A 14,246-nucleotide genomic window follows, 5' to 3' on the forward strand; every position below is an offset into this window, starting at 1 on the left:
GCATCACCGGCGCGCGGCCCGGGGGCCGCGCGCCGGCGAAGCGGCTTTAGCACATCACGATGTTTTCGAGGTTGAAGGCGAAAGGCGTGGAGTTGGCGCCTGGGCCGCCGCCGGTCATGACGATGTCGGCGCTGGCGATGCCCAGCAGGGACAGCTCGGTGTTGATGTTGGAGATGATCGCCGAGTCCATGACCTGGCCCTGCACGATTTGCGAGGCCACGCCGATCCAGATGGTGGGCTTGAACTCGAACACCGCTTTTTGCTGCGGGGCGATCGAGGTCTTGACCGCCAGCAGTTTTCCGGCCTTGTAGATGCTGGCATTGATGGCGCCCACGGGCAGGCTGTTGAGCACCTGCACTTCCTTGGAGCTGGTGCCGCTGCCGGCCTGCACCAGCCGGTCGCCCGAGGTCGTCAGCGCCATCTGGAACAGCTGGCCGTTCTGCGCATCGAGCTGCGGCGTGTAGTTGCCGTAGCTGTCGCTGGCGCCGACCTGCATGGTCATCGGGAAGGTAAAGGGATGGTTGTCTCCCTGGCCGCAGTAGCGGATGACCTGCCAGGCCACCGCGAGCTCGTCGAAGTTGGTCGCGACGTTCTTCTGGAAGATCACGATCTCCGAGTTGTTCGCGTCATTCGAGTTGTTGATGAAGTTCAGTGCAATATCCATGGTTTTCTCCTGTTGATCCTGTTGATAAAAAATGGCAGCGCACCATGCGTTGCCCGTTTGCCATCGTTGCCCTGCTGCCCCGGCGGCGAACCCTGCGTGTTCAGGCCTGGCTGTCGCCCTCAGGCCTGAACGATGTTCTCGAGATTGAATTCATAGGCGGTCGAGCCCTCGCCCGGCCCGCCGCCGGTCATCACGATGTCGGCGCTGGCGATGCCGATCAGCGAGAGCTCGGTGTTGATGCCCGGCAGCACGGCCGAGTTGATCGGCTCGCCCTGCACCACCTCGGAGCACACGCCTATCCACAGCGCCGGCTGGTACTGGAAGACCGCTTTCTGCCCGGGCGACACGGAGGTCTTCGCGCCCATCAGGCGACCGTCCTTGAAGATGCAGACGTCGACCGCGCCCTGGCCCATGGCGTTGAGCACGTCCAGCTCGGTCGACGCGCCGGCCGGCCCCGTGTACAACAGCCGCCGCGCGCCGGTCGGCGTCGAGATGAGGCTGAGCATCTGACCGTTTTTGGCGCGCAGGCGCGGCGTGAAGTTTCCATACTCGTCGCTGATGGACACCTCGTAGCCGTCGGGATAGACGAAGGGATGCGTGCAATCGCGCCCGCAATAGCGGATCACCTTCCAGGCCACGGACAGCGAAGCCATGGTGGTCAGCACGCTCTTCTGGTAGATCACCACCTCGGATTTGTTGCCGTCGCTGGACTTGTTGACGAATCGCAGTTTGATATCCATGGTGATTCCCTGTGGTGGCTTGTCTGCTGGGGCGGCGGGCTTTGCCGCTTCAGTGGTGCTACTCTAGGGAAGGCACATGGCCAAAGCGATTACAGGCAATTACAGAAAGCGCTAGAAAGCACGGGTGAAAATTACCCTTGCGCCGCGCCCCTAGATGCGATGTGAATGGAGGGACTGCCCACGCCGCGCCGCATGCGGGCGCCGCTTGAGCCGCGTGCGCGGCCTTGCCATAAACTTGGCGCACCTGCGCAGCATCCGGACGTGATGCGCCCCGCCTTGACCCGATTTGAAAGTTGCCCGATGACAAAACCAGACACTCCCAAACCAACTGCCGCACCCCGTCTCACCAGCCTGTCGCACGGCGGCGGCTGCGGCTGCAAGATCGCGCCGGGCGTGCTCAGCGAAATCCTGAAGAACTCGGGCAACCTGCCGGGCCTGAACATTCCGCCGCAATTGCTGGTGGGCATTGAGACCGCCGATGACGCGGCCGTCTACCAGCTCAACGACGAGCAGGCGCTGATCGCCACCACCGACTTCTTCATGCCCATCGTCGACGACCCCTACGACTTCGGGCGCATCGCCGCAACCAACGCCATCAGCGACGTCTACGCCATGGGTGGCACGCCCATCATGGCGCTCGGCCTGGTGGGCATGCCCGTCAACGTGCTGCCGCTGGAAACCATAGGCGCCATCCTGCGCGGCGGCCAGGACGTCTGCCGCGATGCCGGCATCCCCATCGCCGGCGGCCACACGATTGATTCGGTCGAGCCGATTTACGGCCTGGTGGTGATGGGCCTGGTCCACCCCTCGCGCGTCAAGAAAAATTCCGGCGCGCGCGCCGGCGACGTGCTGGTGCTGGGCAAACCGCTGGGCGTGGGCATCCTGTCGGCGGCGCTGAAGAAGGAACAGCTCAATGCCGAGGGTTACGCCCGCATGATCGCGCTCACCACGCAACTCAACAAACCCGGCATTGAACTGGCGCGCATGGAAGGCGTGCACGCGCTGACCGACGTCACCGGTTTCGGCCTGGCCGGCCACGGCCTGGAACTGGCGCGCGGCGCTGGCCTGCAGCTGCGCATCGACTGGCAACGCGTGCCCGTGATCAGCGGCGCGCGCGAACTCGCGGCACAAGGCTGCGTGACCGGCGCCTCCGGGCGCAACTGGGCCAGCTACGGCGCGGAAGTGAATTTGCCGGCGGCCTTTTCCGAGGTGGACAAGGCCTTGCTGAGCGACCCGCAGACCTCGGGGGGCTTGCTGGTGTCCTGCAGCGCGGAGAGCGCCGGGCAAGTGCTGGCGATCTTCCACGCCCAGGGCTTTGGCGAGGCGGCGGTGATCGGGGAAGTTGCTGTGGGCGCGGGCATGGCGGTGCGCTGAGCCAGGCGCACGTTCGTACCGCGCAGCATCAAAACCGCAGGCCAATACGCCCTCAGCCTGAAAAGCCCGCCAAATGGGGCTGAACCGCGTGTTTACCCCTATGTATCCGGGGGCCTACCGTCAAAATGCTGTCAGCTTGCCTTCTATAGTTCTTTATAGAATTTCATTGCTGCAAAGATCCATCCGGACTCACCGCCCAAAGCGGAGACTCCGGATGAATTTTTATGCGGATCCCCTTTACCCCGGAGACAAACAATGCGCGCATTACTGAAATTTTCCAATGGGGTGGACTGGCTCAATACACAGATCGGCAAGCACGTCATCTGGCTGATATTGGCCTCCACCGTCATCAGCGGCCTCAACGCCATCGTCCGCAAGGTGTTCAACGTGAGTTCGAACGCCTACCTGGAAGTGCAGTGGTACCTGTTTGCCGCATCGTTCCTCATCGCGGCGGGCTACACCCTGCTGCAAAACGAACATGTCAAGATTGATGTGGTCTCAAGCCGGCTGTCCAAGCGCGGCCAGATCTGGGTGGACATCATCGGCTTCACGCTGTTCCTCACGCCGGTCTGCGTCGCCCTGCTTTATTACGGCATCCCGTTTTTCCTGCGCGGCCTGCAGTCCGGTGAAGTCTCCGGCAACGCCGGCGGCCTGATCCGCTGGCCGGTCTACGCCATGATCCCGCTGGGCTTCACGCTGCTCCTGCTACAGGGCTGGTCGGAACTGATCAAACGCATCGCGTTTCTCAAGGGCCTGATTGAGGACCCGACCGTCAAGAAGGTCGAGAAGACCGCCGAAGAAGAACTCGCCGAAGCCATCCGCAGGCTTGCTGAAACCAAAACCAACGCTGGCTGACCGGGAGACACATTCATGGCATTCTTCATTCAAAATCTCGCCCCGATCATGTTTCTGGGGCTCATTGTTTTCCTGTTGATGGGTTTTCCGGTCGCCTTCAGCCTGGGTGCTTGCGGCCTGTTTTTCGGCTTCATCGGCGTGGAACTCGGCGTGCTGCCGGAGGCGCTTTTGCAGGCCCTGCCGCTGCGCGTTTTCGGCATCATGCAAAACGACACGCTGCTGGCGATTCCCTTCTTTACCCTGATGGGGCTGATCCTTGAACGAAGCGGCATGGCGGAGGATTTGCTGGACACCATAGGCCAGCTTTTCGGCCCGGTCCGCGGCGGCCTGGCGCTTGCCGTGATCTTTGTGGGTGCGCTGCTGGCGGCCACGACGGGCGTGGTTGCCGCATCGGTGATCTCCATGGGCCTGATCTCGCTGCCCATCATGCTGCGCTACGGCTACGACAGGCGCATCGCCGCCGGTGTGATCGCCGCCTCGGGAACCCTGGCGCAAATCATCCCGCCGTCCCTGGTGCTGATCGTGCTGGCCGACCAGATGGGCCGCAGCGTCGGTGAAATGTACAAGGGCGCGTTCATCCCCGGCTTCGCGCTCACCGGCATGTATGTGCTGTACGTCGTGGGCCTGGCCATCTTCAAGCCGCACTGGGTGCCCGCCCTGCCGGCCGAAGCGCGGACCATCCGCGAAGACAGCGGCAAAAACGGCCTGCTCTCGCTGCTGGTCCTGACGGTTATTTCGACCGGCATCGCCTTCTACTTCGGCGAACACTACGCCGCCGTGCAGAGCTGGGTCACGGGTGTGCCCGTCACCACGGTCGCGACGGATGAAACCATCGTCGTTTCCATGTGCGCGGGCGTCATGCTGGCATTCGTCATCGCCGTGATCAACAAGGTGACCGGGCTGAAGCTGTTGTCGCGCATGGCCGAGCGCGTCACCTTCGTCCTGATCCCGCCCCTGCTGCTGATTTTCCTGGTGCTGGGCACGATCTTCCTGGGCATCGCCACGCCGACGGAAGGCGGTGCCATGGGCGCGCTGGGCGCCTTCATCATGGCCATGGTGCGGCGCAGGCTCAGCTTCTCGCTGCTCAAGCAGGCGCTGGCCACCACGACCAAGCTGTCCTGCTTCGTGGTGTTCATCCTGATCGGCTCCACGATCTTCAGCCTGACCTTCCAGGGCGTTGATGGGCCGAAGTGGGTCGAGCATCTGCTCACCGGCCTTCCGGGCGGCCAGACCGGCTTCCTGATCGTGGTCAATCTTTTGATCTTCTTCCTGGCCTTCTTCCTGGACTTCTTCGAGCTGTCCTTCATCGTGGTGCCGCTGCTGGCGCCCGTCGCGGAAAAGCTCGGCATAGACCTGATCTGGTTCGGCGTGCTGCTGGCCGTGAACATGCAGACCTCGTTCATGCACCCGCCGTTCGGATTCGCGCTCTTCTACCTGCGCAGCGTGGCGCCCATCAAGGCCTATGCCGACAAAGTCAGCAAGAAGATGATCGAGCCGGTGACCACCATGCAGATCTACTGGGGCGCCGTGCCCTTCGTGCTGATCCAGATCATCATGGTCGGCCTGATCATTGCGTTCCCGGGCATTGTCTCCAGCGGCCTGGACAAAAAGCAGGTCTATGACCTGGACAAGGTGCGCATCGAGATGGAAAACAACATGCCTGCCATGGAGCCGGCGACGGATCCGTTCGCGGCCACGCCCGAACCGGCGGCCTCGGACCCTGCGAGCGGCATGCCAGCGCCGGAGGCCGCGCCGGCCGAGATCGACCCAATGAAGGCGCTTGAAGAAGCCACGAAAAAGAAATAGGCGCAGGCCTGTTTCCCCCAAAGCCCCGTTTGCACGGGGCTTTTTTTTGCCTCTTTGCAGGAGATTGGGGGCGGCGAGGGGATGCCGGGCACGCGGGAAAACCGCGCGGGAAAAGCCGGGCAAAAAAAAGCCCCGCCAAGCGGGGCTTTTTGAACGGAACGAATCCGGCTCTTACATCTTGCGCGTTTGCATGAAGGTGTCGAAGCGCGATTCGGCGAAACGGAACCAGAGGATCTGGTCGCGCTGGAAGGCACGGTAGTCGCCGTAGATCTTCTTCCAGTCCGGGTTCTTCGCGGCGATTTCCTCGTACAGGTCCATGGAGGCCTTGAAAGAGGCTTCCAGCACCGGTGCGGGGAAAGGCAGCACCTTGGTGCCGCCGGCCACCAGCTGCTTCAGCGCGCCGGGGTTGCGGGCGTCGTACTTGGCCTGCATGTCGATGTGCGCGTGCGAGGCAGCGGCTTCGACGATGGCCTTGTATTCGGCGGGCAGGGCATCCAGCGCCTTGTTGTTGATGAAGAAGTCGACTTCAGGGCCGCCTTCCCACCAGCCGGGGTAATAGTAGAACGGCGCCACTTTGGCGAAACCGAGCTTCTGGTCGTCATAGGGACCGACCCATTCGGCGGCATCCAGCGTGCCTTTTTCAAGCGCCTGGTAAATTTCGCCGCCCGGCAGGTTTTGCGGAACCACGCCGAGCTTCTCAACCACCTTGCCGGCAAAGCCGCCGATACGGAACTTCAGGCCCTTCAGGTCGGCCACGGTCTTGATTTCCTTGCGGAACCAGCCGCCCATCTGGGTGCCGGTGTTGCCGCCGGGGAAGCTCACGATGTTGTACTTGGCGTAGAACTCGTTCATGAGCTTGCGGCCGTTGCCCTCGAACATCCACGAAGACATCTGGCGCGAGTTCATGCCGAAGGGGATGGCCGCGCCGATGGCGAAGGCCTCGTTCTTGCCGAAATAGTAGTAAGGCACGGTGTGGCACATTTCCACCGTTCCCTGCTGCACGCCGTCGACCACGCCGAAGGCGGGCATCAGTTCGCCGGCCGCGTGCACGCTGATCTGGAACTTGCCGCCGGTCATGTCGCTGACCTTCTTGGCGAAGACTTCAGCGCCGCCGTAAATCGTGTCCAGCGGCTTGGGGAAGCTGGAGGCCAGGCGCCAGCGGATGGCGGCCTGCGCGTGGACTGCGGGAGCGATGCCGGCAGCCAGAACACCGGCGATACCGGCGTTTTTGATAAGTGAGCGACGATCCAAAATACTATCTCCTCAAAGGTTGTCGAATGTGCGGGCCCTGATCGGGGCCCGCCGGACCGCTCAAGCCGGCACGGCCCGTAAAGGCTGCGTTTTCAAGCGTAGGTCAACGGAAGATTCTGTCAGCTTTCATTGGCATTCCACCCCGTTTTTACCCCTAGTGTTTTAAAAATAAAAAAGCCGCCTGCGGGAGGCGGCTTGCTGAAGGCTGACAGGGCCCGAGGCCCTGAAATTCAAAGCTTCTGGGCTTGCATGAACCGGTCGAACGTAGCCTCGGTGTATCGGAACCAGAGGTTTTGCTCGGCGCGGAATTTCGAATAATCGGGGTAGACCTTCTTCCAGTTCTCATTCCTGGCATTGAGCTCTTCGTAGAGTGCCATGGATTCCTTGAAGGCGGCGTTCATGACATCGACGGGGAAAGGCCTCAGTTTGGTGCCCGCGCCCACCAGCTGCTTGAGCGCGCCGGGGTTTTTCGCATCGTATTTGGCCTGCATCTCGCCGTGGGCCTGGGCCGCGGCGGCTTCCACGATGGCCTTGTTCTCGGGCGTGAGGGCGTCGAAGGCCTTGTTGTTGATGAAGAAGTCGAGCTGCGGGCCGCCCTCCCACCAGCCCGGGTAGTAGTAAAAAGGAGCGACCTTGTTGAAGCCCAGCTTCAGGTCGTCATACGGGCCCACCCATTCCGCGGCGTCAATCGTGCCTTTTTCCAGCGCCTGGTAGATCTCGCCGCCGGGAATGTTCTGCGGCACGCCGCCTATGCGCTCGAGCACCTTGCCGCCGAAGCCACCTATGCGCATCTTCAGGCCCTTGATGTCCTGGAGCGACTTGATTTCCTTGCGGTACCAGCCGCCCATTTGCGAGCCGGTGTTGCCGCCCGGAAAATTGATGATGTTGTACTTGGCGTAGAACTCGCGCATGAGCTTCAGGCCGTTGCCTTCATACATCCAGGCGCTCATCTGCCGGCTGTTCAGGCCGAAGGGAATGGCGCAGCCGAGCGCAAAGGTTTCGTCCTTGCCGAAGAAATAATAGGGCGCGGTGTGGCACACCTCGACGGTCCCCTGCTGCACGCCGTCGACCACGCCGAAGGCGGGCATCAGTTCGCCGGCCGGGTGAACCGAGACTTCAAACTTTCCCCCGGTCATCGCCTTGACGGCCTTGGCAAACACCTCGGCCGCACCAAAGATGGTGTCGAGCGACTTCGGAAAGCTGGACGCCAATCGCCATCGGAGCGCCGCCTGCGCATGAACGGCAGGCGCCACGCCGGCGGCCAGTACACCGGCGATGCCGGCATTCTTCATCAATGAGCGACGATCCATAAAACTCTCCTGAAGTTATAAGAAGTTTTCCATAGGCTCCCACCGGGTTTTCCGCAGGTACTGCAATAGTTGCAAAACTTCCGGACGCGCCGGCAAGGCATGGACACTTTGTCACTCTTTTTCACAAAGGCACCCCGTTCTTACCCGTAGACCGCCCATGAAAAAAGCCGCCTGGAAAGGCGGCTTTTGGGGGCGGCATGGGCCGGCTGCGGGCTTACAGCTTCTGGCTTTGCATGAAGCGGTCGAAAGTGGCTTCGGTAAAGCGGAACCACAGGTTCTGGTCGCCGCGGAATTTCGAATAATCCGCGTAGACCTTGCGCCAATTCTCGTTCTTGGCCGACAGCTCTTCGTAGAGCTTCATGGACTCCTTGAAGGCCGCGTTCATGACGTCCGCGGGGAAGGGACGCAGCTTGGCGCCGGCTCCCACCAGTTGCTTCAAGGCCGTCGGGTTCTTGGCGTCGTACTTGGCCTGCATGTCGACGTGGGCGGCCGCGCTGGCGGCTTCCACGATGGCCTTGTACTCGGGCGACAGCGCGTCGTAGGCCTTCTGGTTGATGTAGAGGTCCAGCTGCAGGCCGCCCTCCCACCAGCCGGGGTAGTAGTAGTTGGGGGCGACCTTGTTGAAGCCCAGCTTCTGGTCGTCGTAGGGGCCAATCCATTCGGCGGCGTCGATGGTGCCTTTTTCCAGCGCCTGGTAGATCTCGCCGCCGGGGATGTTTTGCGGCACGCCGCCCAGGCGCTCGATGACCTTGCCGGCAAAGCCGCCGACGCGGAATTTGAGGCCCTTCATGTCGGCCAGCGACTTGATTTCCTTGCGGAACCAGCCGCCCATCTGCGCGCCGGTGTTGCCGCAGGGAAAGCTGATCATGTTGTACTTGGCGTAGAACTCGCGCATGAGTTTCAGGCCGTTGCCCTCGAAGGTCCAGGCGCTCATCTGGCGGCTGTTCAGGCCGAAGGGAATCGCGCCGCCTATGGCGAAGGTTTCATCCTTGCCGAAAAAATAATAAGGCGCCGTGTGCGCGGCCTCTATCGTGCCCTGTTGCACACCGTCGACCACGCTGAAGGCAGGCATCAGTTCCCCGGCGGGGTGCACGGAGATTTCAAACTTGCCGCCGGAGATGGCCCTGACGTGTTTGGCGAAGGTTTCCGCGCCGCCGTAGATCGTGTCCAGCGATTTGGGGAAGCTGGAGGCCAGGCGCCAGCGTACGGCGGCCTGCGCGTGAACGGCAGGCGCAACGCCGGCGGCCAGAACGCCGGCAACGCCCGCGTGCTTGATGAGTGAACGACGATCCATCAGGTTGACTCCGAAGTGTGAAAAATGAAAATTCGCGAGCCGGCGCATGCACCGGCCAGACTGCTTGTGCAGGTCCTGGGGAATTCTAGAAATCAGGGGGGTGGCGGCCGGGCGGGTTTACCCTTGAAGAGCTGACAAGAAGCTGAAGGCCCCCACGCTCCCCCACTTCGTGTGGGTCGCTGCCCACCGAGGGGGCCGCTGCGCCTGCGGTCTGGCAAAGCCAGTCCCGCGGCCCCTGCTGGGTTTAAGAGTCTTGCTCAGGCGACGGACTTGAGCGTTGGCTTGCCGGGCTTCAGCAGCGCGCCGAAACGCGCGGTGACTGCCGCTTCAATGCCGGTGGCATCCAGCCCTTGCATAGCCAGCAGTTTGGCAGGGTCGCCGTGTTCGATGAATTCGTCTTTGAGGCCCAGGTGCAGCACCTGTTTCGCGACGCCGGCGGCTTGCAGGGCTTCGCTGACGGCACTGCCTGCGCCGCCCATGATGGCGCCCTCTTCGACTGTGACCAGAGCCTCATGGCTTGCCGCGACCTTGAGCAGCAGCTCGGTGTCCAGGGGCTTGGCCCAGCGCATGTTGACGACGGTGGCGCCCAGCTTTTCGGCGGCCTGCAGGGCCGGATAGAGCAGCGTGCCGAAAGCCAGGATGGCGATGCCCGCGCCTTCGCGGCGGATTTCGCCTTTGCCGAAGGGCAGTGCCTCGAGCCCGGCGTCGGGTGTGATGCCGGCGCCGGCGCCGCGCGGGTAGCGCACAGCGACAGGGTGGTTTTGTTCAAAGGCCGAGCTCAGCAGCTTGCGGCATTCGTTCTCGTCGGCGGGGCAGGCCACGCTCATGTTGGGAATGCAGCGCAGGAAAGGAATGTCGTAAGCGCCCGCATGCGTGGCGCCGTCGGCGCCGACCAAGCCGGCGCGGTCGAGTGCGAACACGACGGGCAGGTTCTGCAAGGCCACGTCGTGGATCAGTTGGTCATAGCCGCGCTGCAGGAAGGTGGAGTAGATCGCAACCACGGGCTTGAGGCCTTCGCAGGCCATGCCGGCGGCAAAGGTGACCGCGTGTTGCTCGGCGATGCCGACGTCGTGGTAGCGCCCGGGGAAGCGCTTGTGGAACTCGACCATGCCCGAGCCTTCTCGCATGGCCGGCGTGATGGCTACCAGGCGGCTGTCGTGCTCGGCCATGTCGCACAGCCACTGGCCGAAGACCTGGGTGAAGGTCTGTTTGGCCGGCGCGGCCGACTTCTGCAGGCCCATGGCCGGGTCGAACTTGCCGGGACCGTGGTAGGCGATGGGGTCGGCTTCGGCGAGCTTGTAGCCCTGGCCTTTTTTGGTGACCACGTGCAGGAATTGGGGGCCGCCCTGGGTGTCCATCAGGTGCTTGATGTTTTCCAGCGTGGGCACCAGCGACTCGAGGTCATGGCCGTCGATGGGGCCTATGTAGTTGAAGCCGAAGTTCTCAAACAATGTAGCCGGCACCACCATGCCCTTGGCATGCGATTCGAGGCGCTTGGCCAGCTCGAGCAGCGGCGGCGCCACGCGCAGCACCTGCTTGCCCATCTGCCTGGCGGATGCGTAAAAGCGCCCGCTCATGAGTTGCGCCAGGTAACGGTTCAGCGCGCCCACGGGCGGGCTGATGCTCATGTCGTTGTCGTTGAGCACCACCAGCAGCTTGCAGTGGTCGTGCACGCCGGCGTTGTTCAGTGCTTCAAAGGCCATGCCGGCGCTCATGGCGCCGTCGCCGATGATGGCCACCGCATGGCGGTCTTCGCCTTTTTGCTGGGCGGCCAGCGCCATGCCCAGCGCGGCGGAAATCGAGGTCGACGAATGCGCCGTGCCGAAGGTGTCGTACTCGCTTTCGTCGCGGCGCGGAAAACCCGACAGCCCGCCGAACTGGCGCAGGCTGCCCATGCGCTCGCGCCGGCCGGTGAGGATTTTGTGCGGGTAGGTCTGGTGGCCCACGTCCCACACCAGCCGGTCTTCGGGCGTGTTGAAGACGTAGTGCAAGGCCACCGTGAGCTCCACGGTGCCGAGGTTGGAACTCAGGTGCCCGCCGGTTTTGGAGACGCTGTCGAGCACATAGGCGCGCAGTTCGTCGGCCAGGGGTTTCAGGCCGGTGCGCGGCAGTTTGCGCAGGTCGGCGGGGCTGTGGATGGTTTCAAGCAATGGGTACATCGTGGTGTCGTTGTTATGGCGAGGCCGTGTCCTCTGTCCCTGTCTGTCGTGTCGGTCGGTCAGTCAGTTTTGGTCGACTGGCTAGCGGTGGCGGTTGACCAGCATGTCGGCCAGCGCGCGCAAGGCCTCGGTGCGGCCCAGGCCGCTGGCGTCCAGGCCGGCCTGGGCCTTGGCCAGCAGCTGCTGCGCATAGGCTTTGGAGGCATCCAGGCCCATCAGCGAGACGAAGGTGGGCTTGTCCTGGGCGGCGTCCTTGCCGGCGGTCTTGCCCAGCGTGGCGGAGTCGGCCGTGACGTCGAGGATGTCGTCGACCACCTGGAAGGCCAGGCCGACCGCCGCGCCGTAGTCACGCAGGGCCTGCTGCGCGGCTTGTGTCACGGGGCCGCAGGCCGCGCCCATCATCACACTGGCTTCGAGCAGCGCGCCGGTTTTGAGGCGGTGCATTTCGTGCAGTTGCTGCGAGTCCAGCGGCATGCCCACGCTGGCCAGGTCTATGGCCTGGCCGCCGGCCATGCCCTGGAAGCCGGCGGCCTGGGCCAGCATGCGGCACAGGCGCGCCTGGGTGGCGGCATCGACCGAGCCGTCTTCAGGTGTGAGGAATTCAAAGGCCAGTGCCTGCAACGCGTCGCCTGCCAGCAGCGCCTGGGCCTGGCCGAACTTGACGTGCACCGTGGGCTTGCCGCGGCGCAGCACGTCGTTGTCCATGCAGGGCATGTCGTCGTGCACCAGCGAATAAGCGTGAATCAGTTCGACCGCACAGGCGGCGCGCAAGGCGGCTTCGGCATTGCCGCCGACGGCTTCGCAGGCGGCCATGACCAGCAGCGGGCGCAGGCGCTTGCCGCCGTCGAGCACGGCATAACGCATGGCGTCGCCCAGGCCGGCGGGCGCGGGCGCGTCGGTTGGGCAAGCCACCCAGCGGGACAGGGCTTGTTCGACGGTGGCAAGCTGCCTTGCGCTCCAGTCGCTCAGGGTGAACAGGGGCAGTTTTTCAGGGGCGTTCAATCGGGGTCTCTGGTTGTGTCTGGATCAGGTGTCTGGATAGCGGCGGCTGAGCCCGCTATTCCTGCACCCAGGGCTTGAGTTCCGTGCCTTCGAGCACCTTGATCTGGGTTTCCACGGCTTCGAGCTTGTCACGGCAAAACTTCAGCAACTGCGCGCCGCGCTGGTAGCCGGTCAGCAACTGGTCAAGCGGCAGCTGGCCGGACTCCAGGCTGTCCACCAGTTCCTCGAGTTCCTGCAGTGCGGCCTCATAGCTGGCGGGCAATGCGGGAGGAGTGGAAGCGGTAGAGGCAACGGAAGCAGATGAGGAAGAGCTTTTGGCCATGGTTCTTTGGGTGAAGGCCTGATTTTAGGCCGCTGCGGGTGGTTTGCAGGCCCCGGCACGCCGAGGTTGCAATTGCAATATTCACATTATCCGGCGCAGGCGCCCTAAGCCCCTGCTTTTGCCCCGCGCGGGTACAATTGATAACAGTTCTCGATAACAGCGGCGGCGCCGCTGCGGGATACCGGGCCTTGTTTTCATCCGCGGGCTGTCGCTCAGCCTGCTCCCTCGCTTGTCAACTGCCTCCAAGCCTTGCGCGGCGGCATGTTCACCGAAATTTGCATGTCTGATCTCAGCCTTCGTCTCCTGCAGGCCACCAGCCAGCTTCCCATTTCCAGCTACTTTGATGCGGGCCTCTACGAGCGGGAGCAGCAAAAGCTGTTTGTGCGCGGGCCGCGCTACCTGGGCCACGAGCTGGCGGTGCCCAACCTGGGCGATTACTACGCCCTGCCGCACGAGGGCGAAGGGCGCGCGCTGGTGCGCAATGCCGCGGGCATAGAGCTGATCTCCAACGTCTGCCGGCATCGCCAGTCGACCATGCTTCAGGGCCGCGGCAACACCGGCAGCAACATCGTCTGCCCGCTGCACCGCTGGACCTACAACACCTCGGGCGAACTCATAGGCGCGCCGCACTTCGAGATCGACCCCTGCCTGAACCTGAACCGCTACAAGACCACGACCTGGAACGGCCTGGTGTTTGAAGACACCGGCCGCGACGTCGCGGCCGAGATGGCCAAACTGGCCACCCATACCGACCTCGACTTCACCGGCTACCAGCTCGACAAGGTGCACCTGCACGAGTGCAACTACAACTGGAAGACCTTCATCGAGGTCTACCTCGAGGACTACCACGTCGGCCCCTTCCACCCGGGCCTGGGCGGTTTCGTCACGACCGACGACCTGCGCTGGCAGCTCGAGCCCGCCTATTCGGTGCAGACCGTGGGCGTCTCCGACAAGCTGGGCAAGCCCGGCACCGATACCTACAAAAAATGGCACGACGTGGTGCTGCAGTACCGCAAGGGCGTGCCGCCCAAGTACGGCGCGATCTGGCTCACCTACTACCCGCATGTGATGGTCGAGTGGTACCCGCACGTGCTGGTGGTCAGCACCCTGCACCCACAGGGGCCGGACAAGACGCTCAACGTGGTGGAGTTTTTCTATCCCGAGGAAATCTGCGCCTTCGAGCGCGAGTTCATCGAGGCGCAGCAGGCCGCCTATATGGAAACCTGCGTGGAAGACGACGAGATCGCCCTGCGCATGGACGCCGGCCGCAAGGCCCTGATGGTGCGCGGCGACAACGAGTTCGGCCCTTACCAGAGCCCCATGGAAGACGGCATGCAGCACTTTCACGAGTGGTACCGCCGCGAAATGGGCGCCAGCAAAACCACGCAGATGATTTGAGAACCCGCTCCCGGCGTGCACCTCAATGCGCCTGTGCCTATGATGGCTGCGGCTCCGAAAAAAAACGGGGC

At 63.2% G+C, this 14,246-nt stretch carries 12 protein-coding genes; 4 read left to right on the forward strand and 8 right to left on the reverse strand.

What is annotated here, in order from left to right; genetic code table 11:
- Positions 1 to 46: 46 nt before the first annotated feature.
- Positions 47 to 664, reverse strand: a complete 618-nt coding sequence (locus tag ACLV74_RS03875) for a hypothetical protein (RefSeq protein WP_411878058.1) — start codon at positions 662 to 664, stop codon at positions 47 to 49.
- Between the two features lie 119 nt (positions 665 to 783).
- Complete coding sequence (locus ACLV74_RS03880) at positions 784 to 1,404, reverse strand: hypothetical protein (protein ID WP_411878059.1); 621 nt, start codon at positions 1,402 to 1,404, stop codon at positions 784 to 786.
- 300 nt (positions 1,405 to 1,704) lie between these two features.
- On the opposite strand from ACLV74_RS03880, the gene selD reads away from it, so the two are divergent.
- The 3 genes from selD to ACLV74_RS03895 all read left to right on the forward strand — a co-directional run bounded on the left by selD (position 1,705) and on the right by ACLV74_RS03895 (position 5,439).
- Positions 1,705 to 2,778, forward strand: coding sequence for a selenide, water dikinase SelD (gene selD / locus ACLV74_RS03885; protein WP_411878060.1), 1,074 nt, complete (start codon positions 1,705 to 1,707; stop codon positions 2,776 to 2,778).
- A 255-nt stretch (positions 2,779 to 3,033) separates the two neighbouring features.
- Positions 3,034 to 3,633 carry a TRAP transporter small permease subunit gene (locus ACLV74_RS03890; protein WP_411878061.1) on the forward strand — a complete coding sequence of 200 codons (600 nt, stop codon included), beginning with the start codon at positions 3,034 to 3,036 and terminating at the stop codon, positions 3,631 to 3,633.
- 15 nt (positions 3,634 to 3,648) lie between these two features.
- Entirely contained in the window at positions 3,649 to 5,439 is a 1,791-nt protein-coding gene (locus tag ACLV74_RS03895; protein WP_411878062.1) for a TRAP transporter large permease, read from the forward strand.
- A 171-nt stretch (positions 5,440 to 5,610) separates the two neighbouring features.
- On the opposite strand, the gene ACLV74_RS03900 is transcribed toward ACLV74_RS03895, so the two are convergent.
- From ACLV74_RS03900 to ACLV74_RS03925, 6 genes are all read right to left on the reverse strand, one after another.
- On the reverse strand, positions 5,611 to 6,690 hold the full coding sequence (locus tag ACLV74_RS03900; protein WP_411878063.1) for a TRAP transporter substrate-binding protein: 1,080 nt from the start codon (positions 6,688 to 6,690) through the stop codon (positions 5,611 to 5,613).
- Positions 6,691 to 6,920: 230 nt separating this feature from the next.
- On the reverse strand, positions 6,921 to 8,000 hold the full coding sequence (locus ACLV74_RS03905; protein WP_411878064.1) for a TRAP transporter substrate-binding protein: 1,080 nt from the start codon (positions 7,998 to 8,000) through the stop codon (positions 6,921 to 6,923).
- A gap of 214 nt (positions 8,001 to 8,214) precedes the next feature.
- Entirely contained in the window at positions 8,215 to 9,294 is a 1,080-nt protein-coding gene (locus ACLV74_RS03910) for a TRAP transporter substrate-binding protein (RefSeq protein WP_411878065.1), read from the reverse strand.
- A gap of 257 nt (positions 9,295 to 9,551) precedes the next feature.
- On the reverse strand, positions 9,552 to 11,453 hold the full coding sequence (gene dxs, locus ACLV74_RS03915) for a 1-deoxy-D-xylulose-5-phosphate synthase (RefSeq protein ID WP_411878066.1): 1,902 nt from the start codon (positions 11,451 to 11,453) through the stop codon (positions 9,552 to 9,554).
- 81 nt (positions 11,454 to 11,534) lie between these two features.
- Complete coding sequence (locus ACLV74_RS03920) at positions 11,535 to 12,455, reverse strand: polyprenyl synthetase family protein (RefSeq protein ID WP_411878067.1); 921 nt, start codon at positions 12,453 to 12,455, stop codon at positions 11,535 to 11,537.
- A 55-nt stretch (positions 12,456 to 12,510) separates the two neighbouring features.
- The gene (locus tag ACLV74_RS03925; protein WP_411878068.1) at positions 12,511 to 12,777 is read right to left on the reverse strand and encodes an exodeoxyribonuclease VII small subunit; all 267 of its coding nucleotides are present in this window, start codon (positions 12,775 to 12,777) and stop codon (positions 12,511 to 12,513) included.
- Positions 12,778 to 13,056: 279 nt separating this feature from the next.
- On the opposite strand from ACLV74_RS03925, the gene ACLV74_RS03930 reads away from it, so the two are divergent.
- Positions 13,057 to 14,175 carry an aromatic ring-hydroxylating oxygenase subunit alpha gene (locus tag ACLV74_RS03930; protein WP_411878069.1) on the forward strand — a complete coding sequence of 373 codons (1,119 nt, stop codon included), beginning with the start codon at positions 13,057 to 13,059 and terminating at the stop codon, positions 14,173 to 14,175.
- Positions 14,176 to 14,246 lie beyond the last annotated feature (71 nt).

It is taken from the genome of Polaromonas sp. YR568 (assembly GCF_943369415.1).
GTDB lineage: Bacteria > Pseudomonadota > Gammaproteobacteria > Burkholderiales > Burkholderiaceae_C > Polaromonas.

What these genes read in the sequence shown, in the direction of transcription:
- ACLV74_RS03875 (WP_411878058.1), bottom strand. Translation starts at nt 664, where the DNA reads ATGGATATTGCACTGAACTTCATCAACAACTCGAATGACGCGAACAAC.
- ACLV74_RS03880 (WP_411878059.1), bottom strand. Translation starts at nt 1,404, where the DNA reads ATGGATATCAAACTGCGATTCGTCAACAAGTCCAGCGACGGCAACAAA.
- selD (WP_411878060.1), top strand. Translation starts at nt 1,705, where the DNA reads ATGACAAAACCAGACACTCCCAAACCAACTGCCGCACCCCGTCTCACC.
- ACLV74_RS03890 (WP_411878061.1), top strand. Translation starts at nt 3,034, where the DNA reads ATGCGCGCATTACTGAAATTTTCCAATGGGGTGGACTGGCTCAATACA.
- ACLV74_RS03895 (WP_411878062.1), top strand. Translation starts at nt 3,649, where the DNA reads ATGGCATTCTTCATTCAAAATCTCGCCCCGATCATGTTTCTGGGGCTC.
- ACLV74_RS03905 (WP_411878064.1), bottom strand. Translation starts at nt 8,000, where the DNA reads ATGGATCGTCGCTCATTGATGAAGAATGCCGGCATCGCCGGTGTACTG.
- ACLV74_RS03910 (WP_411878065.1), bottom strand. Translation starts at nt 9,294, where the DNA reads ATGGATCGTCGTTCACTCATCAAGCACGCGGGCGTTGCCGGCGTTCTG.
- dxs (WP_411878066.1), bottom strand. Translation starts at nt 11,453, where the DNA reads ATGTACCCATTGCTTGAAACCATCCACAGCCCCGCCGACCTGCGCAAA.
- ACLV74_RS03925 (WP_411878068.1), bottom strand. Translation starts at nt 12,777, where the DNA reads ATGGCCAAAAGCTCTTCCTCATCTGCTTCCGTTGCCTCTACCGCTTCC.
- ACLV74_RS03930 (WP_411878069.1), top strand. Translation starts at nt 13,057, where the DNA reads ATGTCTGATCTCAGCCTTCGTCTCCTGCAGGCCACCAGCCAGCTTCCC.